This is a genomic window from Paenibacillus sp. 1182 (assembly GCF_017833915.1).
Lineage (GTDB): Bacteria > Bacillota > Bacilli > Paenibacillales > Paenibacillaceae > Paenibacillus > Paenibacillus polymyxa_D.
This window is the reverse complement of sequence record NZ_JAFICR010000002.1, coordinates 84,359-102,078: the sequence shown is the minus strand read 5'-3', so window position 1 is coordinate 102,078 and position 17,720 is coordinate 84,359. Positions and strand designations below refer to the sequence as shown.

The 17,720-nt window shown below is 47.4% G+C and carries 11 protein-coding genes; 4 read left to right on the top strand and 7 right to left on the bottom strand.

Going from position 1 to position 17,720, the window contains the following annotated elements:
• The first annotated feature begins 17 nt into the window (after positions 1–17).
• The gene (locus JOD82_RS03475) at positions 18–1,550 is read left to right on the top strand and encodes an MFS transporter (protein WP_069012248.1); all 1,533 of its coding nucleotides are present in this window, start codon (positions 18–20) and stop codon (positions 1,548–1,550) included.
• A gap of 49 nt (positions 1,551–1,599) precedes the next feature.
• Positions 1,600–2,727: a glycoside hydrolase family 88/105 protein gene (locus JOD82_RS03470; protein ID WP_209947611.1), complete on the top strand. Its 1,128-nt coding sequence runs from the start codon at positions 1,600–1,602 to the stop codon at positions 2,725–2,727.
• An 82-nt stretch (positions 2,728–2,809) separates the two neighbouring features.
• Here the strand turns inward: JOD82_RS03470 and JOD82_RS03465 are convergent, their stop codons facing one another.
• The 4 genes from JOD82_RS03465 to JOD82_RS03450 form a co-directional block, all read right to left on the bottom strand.
• Complete coding sequence (locus JOD82_RS03465) at positions 2,810–3,757, bottom strand: polysaccharide deacetylase family protein (RefSeq protein WP_209947609.1); 948 nt, start codon at positions 3,755–3,757, stop codon at positions 2,810–2,812.
• A 196-nt stretch (positions 3,758–3,953) separates the two neighbouring features.
• The gene (locus JOD82_RS03460) at positions 3,954–5,912 is read right to left on the bottom strand and encodes an acyltransferase family protein (RefSeq protein WP_483874244.1); all 1,959 of its coding nucleotides are present in this window, start codon (positions 5,910–5,912) and stop codon (positions 3,954–3,956) included.
• A 276-nt stretch (positions 5,913–6,188) separates the two neighbouring features.
• Positions 6,189–7,538 (bottom strand): sodium-dependent transporter, encoded by a 1,350-nt coding sequence (locus JOD82_RS03455; RefSeq protein WP_013312591.1) that lies wholly within the window; start codon positions 7,536–7,538, stop codon positions 6,189–6,191.
• Positions 7,539–7,700: 162 nt separating this feature from the next.
• Positions 7,701–10,253, bottom strand: coding sequence for a DUF2339 domain-containing protein (locus tag JOD82_RS03450; protein ID WP_029518765.1), 2,553 nt, complete (start codon positions 10,251–10,253; stop codon positions 7,701–7,703).
• Between the two features lie 523 nt (positions 10,254–10,776).
• On the opposite strand from JOD82_RS03450, the gene serS reads away from it, so the two are divergent.
• Entirely contained in the window at positions 10,777–12,066 is a 1,290-nt protein-coding gene (gene serS, locus JOD82_RS03445; protein ID WP_209947915.1) for a serine--tRNA ligase, read from the top strand.
• 110 nt (positions 12,067–12,176) lie between these two features.
• On the opposite strand, the gene hmpA is transcribed toward serS, so the two are convergent.
• Positions 12,177–13,406, bottom strand: coding sequence for an NO-inducible flavohemoprotein (gene hmpA / locus JOD82_RS03440; protein WP_209947605.1), 1,230 nt, complete (start codon positions 13,404–13,406; stop codon positions 12,177–12,179).
• Positions 13,407–13,750: 344 nt separating this feature from the next.
• Here hmpA and JOD82_RS03435 point away from each other — a divergent pair, with 344 nt between their 5' ends.
• The gene (locus JOD82_RS03435; protein WP_209947603.1) at positions 13,751–15,292 is read left to right on the top strand and encodes a family 43 glycosylhydrolase; all 1,542 of its coding nucleotides are present in this window, start codon (positions 13,751–13,753) and stop codon (positions 15,290–15,292) included.
• A gap of 94 nt (positions 15,293–15,386) precedes the next feature.
• On the opposite strand, the gene JOD82_RS03430 is transcribed toward JOD82_RS03435, so the two are convergent.
• Together JOD82_RS03430 and JOD82_RS03425 are read right to left on the bottom strand one after the other, a co-directional pair.
• Positions 15,387–16,097 (bottom strand): GntR family transcriptional regulator, encoded by a 711-nt coding sequence (locus JOD82_RS03430; RefSeq protein WP_029518770.1) that lies wholly within the window; start codon positions 16,095–16,097, stop codon positions 15,387–15,389.
• A 207-nt stretch (positions 16,098–16,304) separates the two neighbouring features.
• Positions 16,305–17,714, bottom strand: coding sequence for a glycoside hydrolase family 1 protein (locus JOD82_RS03425; protein WP_049817047.1), 1,410 nt, complete (start codon positions 17,712–17,714; stop codon positions 16,305–16,307).
• Between the last annotated feature and the right edge of the window lie 6 nt (positions 17,715–17,720).

Genomic DNA, 17,720 nt, shown 5'->3' with positions numbered 1-17,720 from the left:
TATGAGGTGAACAGATCATGGAACGAAGAATCACACTGAAACATACACTCGCCTATGGAAGCGGTAACATGCTGGGAAGTGGCGCACTTGCGATTAGCGGTGCATGGTTAATGTACTTCTATACAACCTTTTGCGGACTGTCTCCCGTTCAGGCCGCGGCCATTTTCTCTGTTGCTAGCATCATAGATGCAGTCAGCAATCCGGTCATGGGCTTTATCAGCGATAACTTTCACCGGACCCGCTTGGGCCGTAAATTCGGCAGACGACGCTTTTTCATCATGATGGGTATCCCGCTGATGCTCGTGTATCCGATGCTTTGGGTAGATGGGTTGGGCTTCTGGTATTACCTGAGTACGTACGTGCTGTTTGAACTGGTGTATACCTCAGTCATGGTGCCGTATGAAGCACTAGCGTCAGAGATGACCCGCGACTTCGGCGCACGCTCCAGATTAACTGGATGGAAGGCCATGTTTGGCAAAATTGCCAATTTTGCCGCTGCCTTTATCCCTGGTCGCTTTATTGCTGAGTATGGCAAAGACTCTCCATTGCCTTTCTTTTATACCGGTCTCGTTTTTGCAGCTATTTTGCTGATTGCGATGGCATTCTTGTACAAAAACTCCTGGGAACGTCCAAGTGAGGAACTGCAAAAGGAACTGGAAGGTGAAGCTCCGCTTTCCTTTATAGATTCGATGAAAAAGTTGTTTATCGACATTTCCTCTACCTTCCGGGTCAAGACGTTCCGTCATCATCTCGGGATGTACCTGGGCGGCTTTTCAGCTGAGTGGCTGTTTACTTCTGCTTTTACGTACTTTATTGTCTTCTCCTTGTTTCAAAGCTCGGAGATGGTGTCCAATCTGAATAGCTTTAACTCTGTCATTCAATTGATTTCTACCTATTTCTTCATCCAATTCTGTGTGCGTAAAGGATTCCGTATGCCATTCATCGCTGCACTCGTTGTCGTTTGCTTTAGCGTAGCAGGCTATGGCCTGCTCTATATAACGGGAGCCTCTAATACGATGGTATGGCTATATGTCATCACACTGTTCATGGGACTTGGTACAGGGGGCGTCTACTATATCCCTTGGAATCAATATACGTTCCTTGCCGATGTGGATGAAGCGTTGACTGGCCGTCGACGGGAAGGAATTTATGCAGGTATGATGACTTTTGCCGGAAAAATGGTGCGGGCCGTTGTCGTCTTCATTCTCGGCTGGGTGTTACAGCACTTTGGCTTTGTATCCGGGGCTGATAGTCAGCCCGTCGCTGCTCAGCACGCCATCTTTTATGTACTCGTGGTCGGTACCATCGTTCTCGCGATCATCGGTATGATTGCTTCTGTCGTGATGAAGCTGGATATTGACAGCCACAAGAAGCTAATCGCCGAAATTGACCGCCTCAAAAACGGTGGTTCCATGAAATCAGCTAAACCGGAAGCCCGGAAGGTATTCGAGGAACTGACAGGTTTCCATTACGATCGGTGCTGGGGTAACAATAATGTGGGCTTCAAGAACAAACCCGTTGACCCTAAGACACACACTCCATCTATGTAACAACAATAACAATTACAGATTAAACATTTACTAAAGAGGTGACTGTATCATGGCAAATCCAACATCACAACCAACCCCCAGCCCTACAAAAACAGATTCTTGGGCTGTACGTATGAGCGATTCCGTTCTACAACGGAGCCCGGAATTTTATGAAAAATGGGAATATGACCATGGCGTGATTTACAGAGGTCTGGAATGGGTCGGCGAACTGACAGGCGATCCCAAGTACATGGAATTTATAAAAAAACATATGGATCATTTTGTTGACGAAAATGGCGTAATTCAGCGCTATAAAGTAGATGAGTACAATATTGACCACGTGAATAACGGCAAGCTGCTCTTCTCTCTGTATCGTGCCACAGGAGATGAACGATACAAAAAGGCTGCCTACCAATTACGCAGTCAGTTGGAAAAACACCCACGCACAAGCGAGGGCGCATTCTGGCATAAGCAAATTTATCCGTATCAAATTTGGCTCGACGGCTTGTACATGGGTGCCCCGTTCTACGCTGAATTTATCCGCGAATTCGGAGATCCGTCAGAGTTTGACGATGTGACCCTACAATTCAAGCTTTGCTACAAGCATACGCGTGATCCTGAAACGGGTCTGCTCTACCATGCTTGGGATGAGAAGGGTGAGCAGCATTGGTGCAACCCGGAAACAGGCTGTTCCAAAAATTTCTGGGGACGCTCGATGGGTTGGTTCGTTATGGCACTCGTTGACGTGCTGGACTATATTCCAGAGGATCATGCAGACCGTCCTGTCCTGATCGATATGCTGACGGAAACACTGGAAGCCCTGCTGAAAGTGCGTGATAAAGAAAGTGGAGTCTTTTATCAAGTGCTCAACCTGGGCCATGTGAAAGGCAACTATCTGGAAGCCTCTGCTTCCTGCATGATTCTTTATGCTATTGCCAAGGGCGTTCGCAAAGGCTATCTGCCAGAGCAATATCGTCAAGAGGCAGAAATCATCCGTAAGGGAATTATCGATGAATTTATCACGATTACTGAAGAAGGACTCGTGAATCTGAACAAAACGGTGCAAGTAAGCGGTTTGGGTGGTAAAGATCGTCGGGACGGTACCTTCGCTTACTATATCAGTGAGCCGATTATAACTAACGATCCCAAAGGTATTGGCGCTTTCATTCAGGCGATGGGTGAAGCGGAGCGCATCTAAACGATGCGGACTATATACTCTTAGATAGCACAAAGGACGGTGGCGATCAGCCCCGTCCTTTCCTCATTTATGCCTATCTTACTTACTTCATAACTTTAAATTCATATCCCTGTTTCTTCAGATATTCTATGATTTGCGGCAATGCTTTGGATGTTTCTTCTTTACCATAGGTGTCATGCATGAGTATAATTGCTTTTTCTCGACCTTTGACTGACCTTATAAACTGGTTGATTAGTGCCGGTGCTTTCTTGGATCTTCCCTCTGCATCCTTCGTTAATACATTCCAGTCCACCTGATGGTAATCCTTTTGACGCAAAACCTTATCCAGAGCAGCCATTCCCTGTGGATCTCTTCTGTTCCATGTCATGTGCCCCCCAGGGAAGCGGATCATTCTGGTGGAGAATTCTGGCCCCAGAATACTTTTTAGAACCTGATTGTTCTTCTCGATCTCCTGCATAACATGATCCGTATTTACTCGTCTGTTCGGATATAAATATTTATAATTATGTGAGTACGTATGGTTTCCTATCGCGTGACCCTCTTTGACAATTCTTTTGATAAGGTTCCTGGTATGCTCATTTTCATTGGCTTCTTTACCTACAATAAAAAAAGTTGCCTTGACCTTCTGCTTTTTCAGAATATCCAATATCTGAGGTGTGACCGTCACGGATGGTCCGTCATCAAAGGATAAGTAGGCCACTTTTTTACCATCAGCTCCATCGGGCATTTGTCCTAGCATTTGCTGATTTAAATATTTTTCAACAAAGGCACCGTCTTCTACATCGGGATCGTTTTTTGGAGAGGCCGCTTTACCCTTTGCCCCTGCGCTGGATTTAACGTTTGATGATCCGGAATCCGTTTTTTTAGCAAGCTCCTGGGTCGGCGCGTGTGGCTTACTATCCGAAACCTTTATCGCAATGAAAGTAATGCAGCCTGCCACAAATAATATAATAGCAATCAGTATCAGCCTTCTTCTGTTCCTCTTCAAGCGGTGCTCACTCGTTCTACTATGTGAATAGCCCTTTTCCATTAGCTTATGTACCTCCACACTAAAATAAGAAAAACCACCGGATCAGGGTGGATGTACACACCTTAGAATGGACATTGGAAAAACCCTTAGGTTTAAGCCGGTGAAAATTTAGGGATGCACTTCAACCAGAGGACAACCTACTCCCGGTGGCTTTCTTGTCTTGCATTTGCATAATTACGAGTATCATTGCAGTTTATTACGATTGTTTCGTTAGGACCTGAGCTAACAAGGACGCATAAGCTTTAGCACCTTTAGGTTTTAAATGTACTCCGTCATGCTCGAAATATGAATTTTTACCAGAGCTTGCTGCATACCAGTCAATCATTGTAATTCGTGGGTCTTGGGATGCAGCTTCGGCAAGATGCTTGTTCACAATACTCTCCCATGGCCGAGGCACACGGGTATTCACGAGTATAATACGCTTCGTATCCTTCAGACTGGCGAGCAAATTCGCCAACTGATCCTTAGTGAAAGCGCCGTTCGTGCCCAGCTCAATGATAACTGTCTTACCTAGCTGTCCGTTCTGTCTTAGCTGCTCCAGTACGGCAGGCGCTTCGGCCATCTGACGACCGATCCGCCCATCTACAACAGCTCCCGGGAAGGATTCCTGAAGGTACGACTGTACATCTAACATGACAGAGTCTCCAATGGCGGTCACACTCGACCCATCACCTGTCATAGGCGTATCTTCTTTGGGTTTGTCCGAAGGTTCCGACGGTTTCGTAACATCATCCGTAGTACCCACCTGGACCACCGTGTTTTTAGGCGTCTGGGCTTGAGACGGGGCTGGGGTCTGCGCCTTGCTGCCCCCGGACCCTTGCAGCTTGGTGGCTTGGGGCTCCTTGGAAGCCACGGATACCGTTCCGTGAAGCGGCGGCATCGCTTTTGCCTTTGCGACTGGCTTCTCATCACTTGATGCCGCCTGAATCGTTGCATCAGGAGAAGCCACGTACAGGTGGACGGTACCCATGAGAATACCTGCAAAAAGCACAGCCGCTGTAGTTGTAGGCATCCATCTCCACCGCGCCTGTCTACGAACCGCTGAACGGATTTCTGTAATCCAGTGGCGGAATCCTCCATGGCGAATCGGCTCCTCGATATATTTAAACGAGAGAGACGCCAGCAATACGGTAGCTAGCAATTGTAAAATGATACGCGTCACATGTACGCCATCGGTATCTACTTGAGGCGTCGTTAGCGTAATAACCGGAAAATGCCACAGATACAGACCGTAGGAACGGGCTCCAATCCAGCGTAGCGGCTTGATTCCAAGGAGACGACCAAGGTGGCTTACCGGATGAGCCAACGCTGCGACCACAATAGCAGTGACCAAGGCTATGCCCAGCAGGCCGCCCCGGTACAGAGATGGGTCGTATTCATTCGAGGCCCACGCCCAGTGACAAAGCAGCAGCAAGCTTATTGCACCGATGCTGTCCAGAAGCATACGCGCCTTAGCAGAAGCTTGCTCTTTCAGCTTGCCGCTTGGCCACACCAAGGCCAGCGCTGCACCAATTAGTAAAGCAAATCCACGCGTATCCGTGCCGTAATACACCCGGCTCGGGTCGCTTCCCGGTACGTAAATCACGGCCATCAGGAGCGCAGATATTAACGCCAGACAAGTCACCCAGCCTGCAAGCACAATACGCTTGGGCATGAATTTTAGCCCGAGCGCCAGCAGTAAAGGCCACAGGATATAAAACTGCTCCTCCACCGCCAGTGACCACAGATGCCCAAGCGGAGAAGGGGGGCCGAAACTTTCAAAATACGAAACCTGATGGAAAATAAACCACCAATTGCTCATATACACCAATGCTGCAGGAACATCTCCGCGCAAGGCCGTTAGCCGTGACGGATCGAAGAGCAACGAGCACAGGACGATGACAGCCACAACCGTCAACATGGCAGGCAGCAACCTTCTGGCACGACGCAGCCAGAAATCTTTCATTTTAAAACTATGATATGTATCCCACTGACTAACCAAAATATCTGTAATCAGATACCCCGACAACGTAAAAAACACGCCTACACCCAACAAACCACCCGGCAACCAATCCGGATTCAGATGATACACAATGACTGCGATGACCGCCAGCGCTCTTAAACCATCCAAACCTGGCATATAACGACGTTGTGACGACAACCGATTAGACTTCATTTCAGCCGCCGTCCTTCTTGCAAATTCAAGCTCCCTGTCTGTTTCAATGCTCTTCTGCCCTTTCCCTCTCCTGCACATCGTCTGTGCGATGCCTTGTAGCCTTTTCATTCATTATATAAAACTTCATAATCGTAATGATTTCATTGAAGTTAAAATTAATGACAATGTTTTTATTATATCATTCCTTTCCACAGTTAGGTAACCACTGATAGATATACAAAAAAAGGCATCTCTTCCCTTAGGAAGAAAATGCCTCTTTATTCGGATTCTATTCTCTTAAAATTTGATGATACCTGAGGTATGAAGGAAGACCAACAACATCAGGATCGGTGCAACATACCGAAGACCGAATAACCAAACATTGAACCAGAAGGGTTTGATGTTCGCATGCTCAGCCGCAGTCTTCCAGTAGTAACCTGTGAATATAACAATCAACAAACCGCCTAACGGTAAGAAGATGTTGGACGCGGTGAAATCTACGAAATCAAAGAATGATTTATCCCCCACTTTTAACTCTGGCACCAGCCCCATGGACAATGCAGAAGGGACGCCCAGCATCAAGCACAGGACCGATACGACGATAACGGAGCGAACCCGGCTCCAACGCATACGCTCCATGACATAGGCTACTGGAACTTCCAGCAAGGATACCATAGAACCTAACGCAGCAACCGCCAGCAGTACGAAGAACAAACCGCCGAAGAATGCACCAAAAGGCATTGCCGAGAATGCAGCCGGTAAAGCAATGAAAACCAGCGATGGTCCTTGAGCTGGATTAATTCCGAAGGAGAAGGTTGTAGGGAAAATAATCATACCTGCGATAAACGCATAGATTAAATCTCCACCACCAACTGCCAGCATGGCTCCCCCCAGGGATTGACGGCGATCCACATATGCACCGTACGTGATCATAATCCCCATCCCCAGTGAGAGTGAGAAGAAGGCATGTCCCAAAGCAACCAATGCAGACTCTATACTTAGCTTAGAGAAGTCAGGATTCAGAAAGAAGGATACGCCCGCACCAGAGCCTGGCAGCATAAGAGCGTTAATCATCAACACGAGCAGCAGGATGACCTTGGCAGGAATCAAAATTTTATTAAACTTTTCAATCCCGTTCGATACCCCAAGCGTAACCACGACTGCTGTAAATGCAAAAACAACTAACAGCCAAACCAACGGCGCATAGCCGGAGGAAAAAGAAGCGAACTGTCCAGCAAAATCATTATTTGAAAACAGATTTCCGCTAAATGCCTCTACGGCATAATGCAGTGTCCAGCCTCCTACAATGGCATAGAACGACAAGATAACAAACGGCACGATAACAAACATGATGCTCATCTTGCCCCAAATCGGATGGCCGCCTACTTTTACCATTGCAGAAGCAGCACTTCCTCGACCTGCACGACCAAGCGCAAGCTCTGCTAAAAGTACAGGCAAACCAACAAGCAACAGGCAGACAATAAACAATAAGAAAAATGCAGCTCCGCCATATTGTCCTGTAATATACGGAAATTTCCAAATATTACCTAGTCCTGCCGCACTTCCGATCGCCGCCAATATAAATCCAGCTGACGAGAAGCGTTCATTTTTATCAGACAGGCTATTCTGCCCCTTGCTCAAATTCATTATATCCCCCTCATTCTCTCTACTTACGCATAAACATGAGCATGCGTACATAAATAATTTTTACTCATTATAGCGTAAGTAGGATGTAAGGTCATGCATAATTTTTCACTATTACCGGATTTATTTTCATAATGTTCGGTATCTACAAAATACAACAGAAAACTACATATTTTCTTCAACATCCTTCTTTATTATGGTCTCTCCCATGCGATTAGATACTTTTTGATAAATATACGAAATCGCCAACAGTACAACACCAAAAGAGAAGTAGGCTACAATCGTGCTTCCTGTCGTTAATAGATGCAGATCATACAACAGCAGCTTACCTGTCGACAGCAAGGTCAAGCCCAATCCAAATCTGCGAATGTAGACCACTCGCTTGAGGAAGCCGTATACAATATACAAAATGGCCAGCAGTAAATACACCAGACTGAACACAAGACCAGCATCCCCCAGGCGGAACTGAACTCCGAGGAAGGCGGTTATGATGCCCAGCAAATATACACCCATAATGACCGGATACAGCTCATTACTTCTATAATGTCGGGTCATCAGTGCGTTCAGGAAATCCCTACTGCTGAAGAATACCAGCACATTAAAGGCTGCAAGTACCACCAACGCCACATAATCAGCAGCCGTATTTTGCGCATAATTTTCATGCAAAGTTGGAATCGCTACGGTGGCCACCAGTGCCAGCGCATAGCCTATGACGTACAACGCCAAGCTGTAGTATTTAATCACCCGATCGTACAGCAGCTTCACTTTAGGCAGGAAATAAGCCAACACCAGCGATACGCAGGTGTACAACAATACTTTGTACAAGGTGTAATGGGCAAACTCGTCGGATACAACGATGTTATACCAATGCCCGGCTTCATACAAAAGGTAGAAATACACGTTCACCAAAGCTACATATTTAAATCCTTGCATGATATGCATTTCGTACAACCGATTGTTTTTGAAAGCATTCGGACGGCTGAATTCAATCGCATAGAAGACGGTAACGACCAACATTCCCAGTGTAATGAGCGTATATTTGAGTCCAAAATAATCCGTCTCAAATCCTGACAACAGATATATAGGGAAATCGACGAAAAAGAATGCGCCCAGACACAGTAATAAAATGCCCCAGCCAGCTCGTTCCAATTCCTTCAACCGGTAACGGTGGCCATATAATGTAAGAAGAACCGCTTCAATCAACCACCCCATGGATAACCATCTAACTCCAAACTGGAACGGAATCATAAGGATGGCAAAGGTCAACGAAGTCGCATAAAATAATATTTTGGTTTGTTTCTCCTCTGGAATATATCGACGGACCCATTGTCCCAGACCCCCGTACACCAAGCAAAAGACGAGAGCCAACAAGCCTTTATAATCATCCAGGCCTGCATCACCGAACAGAGAATACAGAACGGAACAGCTCACGACTGTATTCAGAGCCAATAGGGAGAAATCCAGCCATGACAGTTTTGTTTTTAAACGGAACGGCACCCACAGTGTCATCCCGAGGTACATCGCAAATGTAATGACTGCATACAGCATGCTCGCTACGGCGCTTTCCGATAACCACGCCAGCACAATCATCAAGGGCGTATTAAGCAAAAAGCTGATATATTGCACGACGACCCACCGTTTGCGGAAGGATACAAGCAGAATCAGCAAGTTTAACAGGAACAAATAGCCCATGGCGATATACACGGCGTTCCCTTCCAGCCCGTTCGCTGCCATATAGGAAAAGAGCGGAAGATATCCCCCTACTAAACCAAAAGAGCATATCGTTCGGGATTCATACCTTAATGACAGTAGCACAGCGGTCACTGTAACGAGTACGGACAAGCCTATGCCTGTATACATTCCTATGATTTCTAACAAAAAGTAGCTGTAAAAAATCGATCCGTACAGTACAGAAATACCGCCGCCCAAAATACCGAGCGCAAAGGTCTGCTTCTGCTTGCGGTACAGCCATTCGCCGCCGCCCAGCATCAGCGCTCCTAGCAGAAAGAAGGCAACGCCCTTCATATTTCCTGTAAACCAGTTCGAGTATGAGTATTTAAATGCGGCTCCCACACCCAATATAATGAGCAAAATCCCCAGCTTGTTGATCCAGTTCAAGCCTAACTTCATTTCAAACTGATTTTGCTTCATGCGCTTCTGCATCGTTTCTTCGCTGATCTCTTCTTCTCCGAACTGCTGGAACTCGCTTGCCGTCTGATGAAGCAATTTGCGCTCGGCCTCCTGAAACCGCCTGCGTTGCTCCATGATTCGGTCTCGAATCTCCTCTGAGAACAGTCGTAATCGGGCGACGATCTCGTCCTGATCTTCTTTAAGCTCATGCGTAGTTTGCTGAATAAGCTGGTCCACTCGGTTTTTAGCCCCATATTCAAAGGATGTCAGCCGATTTTCCCCTTCTGTGGTTCTGGAAGCAAAATAGGTCTCCAGCTTTTCACGCGAAATGCGAATCATATTCGCCTTTTCGCTCAGCATTTGCTCCGTCAGCGCAGTGCGCAATTTTCCATTTTCCTGCTCAATATGTCGTACTCGCTCTTCCAAGTGAATGCAGCGAGCCTGATAATCCTCGAACTTTTTTCGCAGAACCTCATTCTCCAAAATGATATCTGAGGCTTCATAGTCTGCGATTAATGTTTGATACTCCTTGAGCAGCTTGTTCTGTTCTTGGCGGATCGTATGTAAACGATCTTTAAAATCCTCCATGTTCTCCTCCATCGCTGTCCATTTTGGTAATCATTACATTTTACATGAAATTAAAAAGGCATTATAGAGACTATAGCCTAGTTTGAGCGTTAAATTGGGGCTTTTACTTAAATTTTCTTCCAGTTTCATCATCACAGAAAAAGCAGAACGGATATACATAAGAAATAAAGCCTACCTTTTCCCTTCGCAAACATGAAACCCGCATGGATGTGTTGCAGAGTCATGCCCTTGATTACCCTGCCGAAAATCAGTATACTAACAAAAAAGCAAACGATATTATGCCTGTGAAGAGCATCCAACTCGGAGGCGTTTACGCCAAGGACCATACGTTAGCGTAGGATATGGCGATATGTACCTAAGTAAACCGGACCCGCCCGTTACAGCGGAGCAAAGTGGATTGGAGAGTCATGACATCTGTCATGCTGTCCGGTCAATTTGGGTGGCACCGCGAGATCAAAGCGCTCCTCGTCCCTTATGGATGAGGGCGCTTTTTGTATTTTTATCCGAAAAGGAGTGCGGTGTCATGTTGGATATCAAATGGATCAAAGAGCATCAAGAACAGGTTCAGACGGCAGCAGACGGCAAAGGAATACAAGTATCGGTCGCAGAGCTGTTGACTCTGGATGAGCGGAGAAAACAGCTGCTTCAGGAAGTGGAACAGCTTCGCCAGAAGCGAAATCAGTGTAGTCAGGATATTGGTGCGCTAATCCATGCTGGTAAGAGTGAGCAGGCCGAAGGAGCAAAGCATCAGGTCAAAGAAATTAACGGACAGCTAGATCTTCTGGAAGCCCCGCAACAGGAAGTAGAGGAACAGTTTCAACAGCTTTTGCTTCTGATGCCTAATATCGTATCGCCAGATACACCACGGGGGAGATCAGATGAGGATAATGTAGAGCTGGAGAGGATTGGAACGGTTCCGAACTTCGGATTTGAGCCAAAGGATCACATGGCGCTTGGTGAGCTTCACAAGCTTATCGACGTCCCTCGGGGTGTCAAAACAGCCGGTACCCGTAACTACTATCTGACGGGAGCAGGGGTTGCATTGCATCGGGCTGTGCAGCAGCTTGCGGTGGATCTGCTGACTGAACGCGGATTCCAGTTGCTGGACGTTCCACTGATGGTACGTGCAGAGGCGATGCGCAGCACTGGTTTCTTCCCGCTCGGACTGGATCAGACGTACCGCATCACAGGAGAGGATCAGTGGCTTGTAGGCACTTCGGAAGTGCCGCTGGTCTCGTATTACAGCGGTGAGATCGTGGATGTTACGGACCCGATTCGGCTGGCAGCCGTGTCCGTATGCTTCCGCAATGAGGTCGGCTCGGCCGGAAGAGATGTGCACGGACTGTATCGTGTGCACCAGTTTGCCAAGGTCGAGCAGGTCATCATCTGTGAAGCCAGCCTGGACGCTTCAGAGAAGATGTTTCAGGAGATTACTCGCAATGCGGAGGACCTGCTTCAACTGCTGGAACTGCCCTACCGTAAGATGGCTGTCTGTACAGGCGACATGGCGCAAAAAACCTACAAGCAGGTGGACATTGAGACATGGATGCCTAGCCGTCAAGCTTACGGCGAGACACATTCGTCGTCGCAACTGCTTGATTTTCAGGCGCGTCGTTCCAACATCCGCTACCGTAATGCGGACGGCAAGCTGCGATATTGTTACACGCTCAACAACACAGCGGTTGCTTCGCCCCGGATTTTGATTCCGTTGCTGGAGCATCACCAGCAAGAGGACGGTTCGATCCGTATTCCGGAGGCTTTACGTCCATATATGCCGCGAGGTATGGTATTTTTGCGTACTCCCTTGTTATGAAAACAGGAGTGCACTTTGAAAAGTAGTACCCCATGAGCAGGATTTCCCATTGTATCATCGCAAAAAAGACGAAGGACAAATATCCTTCGTCTTTTTGATGTTTCATTGTGTCATTGTGCTTCTGCTTCCCAAGCGCTGGCAGGGCCAAAGAATTCATAGTGGATATCCGAAGCAGGGATATTCCACTCCTTCAACAGGCCGTATACCGATTGCATGAATCCCTCAGGGCCGCAAAAGTAATATTGTGCGTTACGTTCCGGTATCACGGATTGCAACCAGGCCAGATCCAAACGACCTTCCTTGTGAAAAGCCTGTGCCAGCCGATCTTGCTCCGTTGGTCTGCTGTAACACCAACGAACTGCAGCCTGTGCATGTGTGGCGACCAGCTTTTCCACCTCATTGCGCAGAGCATGGTTATCTCCGTTGACTGCTGCGTGGACAAAGGTGACAGGCCGATGCGGAGCAGATTTCACCAAGGAAGCCAGCATACTGACCATTGGGGTTAGCCCGACCCCGCCGCTGATCAGCACGACAGGTCTGCGATCTGCCCGATCCAGCGTAAAATCACCCGCCGGTGCAGATACCTGAAGCACATCGCCCTCTTGTACCTGCTCATGCAGATATACGGATACTTTACCTGCCGGACGTGACTCTACGGCATCCTCGCGCTTTACAGATATCCGGTAGTGGGATTGGCCCGGTGCATCCGAAAGGCTGTATTGACGAATATGGGTATTATGTTCGCCCGGAATTTCCATTTTTAAGCTGATATATTGCCCAGGCTCGAATTCAGGCAGCACCTGTCCATCCTGCGGCACCAAATAAAAGGACGTAATTTGGTCGCTTTCCTTAACCTTTTTCTGCACAACAAAGCTCTTAAAGTCTGACCAGCCTCCCTGCTGCTGTCCAGCCTCCTTGTACATTTCAGCTTCCATGTCTATAAATACATTAGCGATCACACCATAGGCCTCAGCCCATGCGGCAATGATCTCGTCTGTAGCCGCATCTCCCAGTACGTCTTTGATCGCAGCGAGCAGATATTTTCCGACAATTGGATAATGCTCGGGCTTAATTCCCAAACTGCGATGCTTATGTGCAATCTGACGTACCACCGGAATAATTTCCTCCAGACGGTCAATGTGCTGTGCAGCTGCGTATACAGCATTGGCCAGCGCCCCTTGTTGACGTCCTTGCTTCTGATTCGCGTGATTGAATATATTGAGAAGCTCGGGATGGACCTCAAACATCATCTGGTAAAAACGCTTGGTGATTGTAGTTCCATGTACCTCCAAAACAGGTACAGTCGATTTGATCGTTGCAATGGTTTGCTCACTTAGCATCTTTGTATCCCTCTTCTCTCCAAAATAAGATCAACAAAGGGTGTATCAACATATGCCCCATTTGTTAATCCTCAATTTAAAGCAAGTATACCCAACTAAAGTAACCGTTTATGTGATTCTAGTCACTTTAAATTTGAATTATTCGAACATGTCAATGACAAAACGCACATTTAAAAACAATTCCGATATAACTAACGCACTTTCCCCTAACAACAGTTTCACCATTCTAAAGACTTCAATTTATTCCACTTGTAAACGCTTCCAATTGGGATAAAATCGAAGATGAGGTGCCGGACAAGCCGTTACGGCCCATCCTATTCGTGTTAAAGGAGGCAGATGATATCGTGAAGTGGATCCACAGCAGCAAATGGTTAGCCGCATGGATTTGTATCCTGTTCGCAGTGTCCAGTGCGGGTCTTCAACCCGACGCAGCCCATGCCAATACAACAGGAGTTACGCAAGCAACCTACGGGACCGAAGTGAACCAGGCGCTGAATGGTTTGGACGTCGCCAATGCCGAACTATCCCTGAGCGCAACAGCAAGCACGGCCATTACGAACGGAACGGATTGGAAAGACACCGCAGGTAACCCCATTCAGGCGAACAGCGGTAATATCCTAAAAGTAGGTTCCACTTATTATTGGTACGGCGAGCACGCCGAAAACTGGAAATTTGAAAAAGTGAACGTGTATACCTCAACCGATCTGAAAAATTGGTCCTTCCGCAGCACTATTCTCACCAAAGGTTCCGCCCCTGAGCTAAATTCGAGCAAAATCGAACGTCCCAAAGTCATCTACAACAAAACCACCGGAAAATATGTATTATGGGCGCACTATGAAAATGGCACGGACTACTCCCTAGGTCGTGTAGCCGTCGCTACCAGCGATACACCCGACGGAAATTTTGCCTACCAAGGCAGCTTTCGCCCGCTGAATTACGAGTCTCGTGATATGACGGTGTTCACGGATACTGACGGTAGCGGCTACCTTATTACAGCTTCCCGTAAAAATGGCGGCGCCAACGATACGATGGCGATCTTCAAGCTGACAGCTGATTATACAGGCGTGCAGTCGTTTGTTGGCTGGATTTTTGAAAATGGCTATCGCGAAGCTCCTGCTGTTGTGAAAAAGAACAACACCTACTACCTGTTCACCTCGCAGGCATCCGGCTGGTATCCGAATCAGGGCGCTTACGCAACCGCCAGTTCCATGACGGGAAGCTGGTCTGCTCTATCGCCCTTCGGTGATCCGGCGGCTTATGGATCGCAAATCCACTCCATCGCCACGATTACGGGTAGCGCGGGAACCAGCTACATCTATATGGGCGACCGCTGGAACCCGCTCAATCTGAGCGACCACAAATTCATCTGGTTACCACTAACTCTGAATGACGCCAACAAAACAGCAACCCTGAACTGGTACAGTAGCTGGGATCTGGATGCTGCCACAGGCACAGTAATTCTACCGTCCCTTGTGAATCATGCACAGGGCAAAACAGCGACTGCTAGCTCAGCCGCATCCGGTTCTCCAGCTTCACTGGCGAACGATGGCAACGCCCAAACCTCGTGGAAGGCTACTTCCGCATCCTGGCCTGCATGGTGGCAGGTCGATTTGGGCAGTTCCAAGACCATCCGCGAAGTGGGTATTTCATGGTTTATGTACAAAGGATCTGAAGCGTATTATAAATACAAAATTGAATACAGCATGGATGGAGTCAACTACTCCACGATTGATCGCACAGGTAATACCACATATGGTTTTACCAGTGACAAAGTCAATTTTCAAGCTCGCTACGTGCGAATCAACCTTGTAAATGCAGTGCTATTCAATAATCCGAACAACTGGTATACCCCGACAGTGCATGAAGTCAGATTGCTTGGCAATTAACTTGCTTCATTAAAAAGAACATGACAGGAGAATCCCATATCAAATAGGCTTCTTCTGCCATGCTTGCTTTACCACCTGTTTCGTACTCATTCGCTCAACGTATCCGATTTACTGTGGTAAACACAAATTTATCATACCGATGCCGTGAGAATGAGTATTCAAACGGTATACCCGTATCCAGATAACCTACCTGCTCAATTTCTAAAACCGGATCATCCACACCACAGTCCAAATACTCCCAATCTAGCTCAGTCGACTTGGACGCGCGGATGGTACGATGTGAACTGACAATATTAAGGCCCAGCTCCTCCTTAATATGTTTGTACACTGAGCCGTGCAACACCTGCTCGGTAATACCGCTGATCAGCTTGGTAGGCATGTATGTGCGCTCTATCACATAGGGCTCGCCCTCTACAATACGCAGACGGACGACATGATACACAGGAGAATTGGCATCAATAAATAGATGCGCCGCTACCTCTTCAGATGGAAATTGAACGTCAAACGCTATGATTTTACTTTTGATTTCTTTCCCGCGCAGTACGTTTGTCAGCCCCAGCATTTCATTCACAACGACATTAACCGGGACATTGTAGACCGATTTGACGATAAAGGTTCCGTGTCCTCTTTTACGATTCAACAGCCCTTCCGACACCAACGTATCCAATGCCCGCTTAATCGTCATCCGACTTACCCGGAACTCACTGGCCAGTGAAATTTCATCGGGAATCGGATCATCACTGCTATAGGTCTTATCTATAATACGCTTCTTGACCTCTTGTGCAATCCGTTCGTATTTATTCATCTGTCTACCACCTGTACTAAAATTTGTTTTATGTCAGCATTTTACCAAAAACATCGGTAGCGCTGGTTCTTTTGGTTCTGCAGGCGGGGACATCGAGGTATTACGGTATAAGTAAGTATACCGAACAATATACTTTCTCACCAGCAGTATACAGAGTAACTTGGCACGGTGATAAAAAAAAGGCGGTCCAGAGGACCACCCACCACCTTAGAATCCGTTATTTTCGATCACTTGTTTGAACCAGTGCCCACTCTGTTTAACGGATCTTTTGCCGCCGTCCTGAAGATCGACAGACACAAAACCATAGCGATTCTTATAAGCATTCGTCCAGGACCAGTTGTCCATAAACGTCCATAAGTGATAGCCTTTCACATTGGAGCCCTCCAAGATGGCCCGTTGAACCCATTTGAGATGCTCACGGATAAAATCAATGCGATAGTCATCATGGATCATGCCGTGCTCATCCCTGAATTTTTCCTCGCCTTGAACACCCATCCCATTTTCTGAAATGAAGCATTCAATGTTGCCGTAATTCAGTCTGACATTGGTCAGAATGTCGTAAATGCCCTTCTCATAAATCTCCCAGCCCCGCATCTCATTCATCTTACGGCCAGGCATAGCGTAATAATCGAAGAATCGTTCCGGCACAAAAGGCGCGTCCGGATTCGGCAGACTTTCGCGAGCCTTGACTCTGCGAGGCTGATAATAGTTAATCCCCAGCAGGCCCACCGTGCCTTGACGTATAATCTCCCGGTCCCCGTCTTCCATCAGCGGTACAAAGCCCTCTTGGCGCAACAGTTCCACGAGCAAAGGGTTAAATTCTCCCGTCACAGATGGGTCTAAAAAGGAACGGTTAAAGAACGCATCGCATATTTCAGCAGCCTGCACGTCTGCCGGGTGCTGACTACGCGGATAGGTCGGCGTCAGGTTCAAAATAATTCCGATTTTGCCCTTGTAGCCTCCCTCTTTGTATGCCTTAATGGCACTCGCGCTCGATAACAGGGTATGGTATCCCACCTGTACAGCTTTACCGAAATCCACTTCATTCGGATAATGGAAATCGTACAGATAGCCGCCTTCCACTGGGACAATCGGCTCATTATGCGTAAACCATTTGGCCACACGATCTCCGAATAGCCCAAAGCAAGTGTTAGCGTAATCTACGTAAGCTTCGACCGTCTCCCGGTTCACCCATCCTCCTTTTTCCTGTAAAGCCATCGGCAAATCAAAATGATACAAACTCACAAATGGCTCAATCCCCGCCTGATGCAACTCTGCAATGACGGCATTATAGAAATCAACCGCCTTCTGGTTCATCGCACCCCTTCCCGCTGGAAACAGACGCGACCAGGAAATAGAGAACCGGAAGGAGTTGTGACCAAGCTCTTTCATGAGTGCAATATCTTCTTTGTAACGGGTATAGAAACGGGACGTTTCGCCAGGTCCAACCCCGTCATAAAAACGGTTCGGCTCCTGCTCAAACCAATAATCCCAAATGTTCGGTCCTTTGCCGTCTCCCTCCATGGTTCCTTCTGTCTGGGTAGCCGAGGCCGATGAGCCCCACCAGAAGTCGGATGGAAAACGGTATTGAATGGTTTGCTGCTCGATATCTTTCATTTCGGT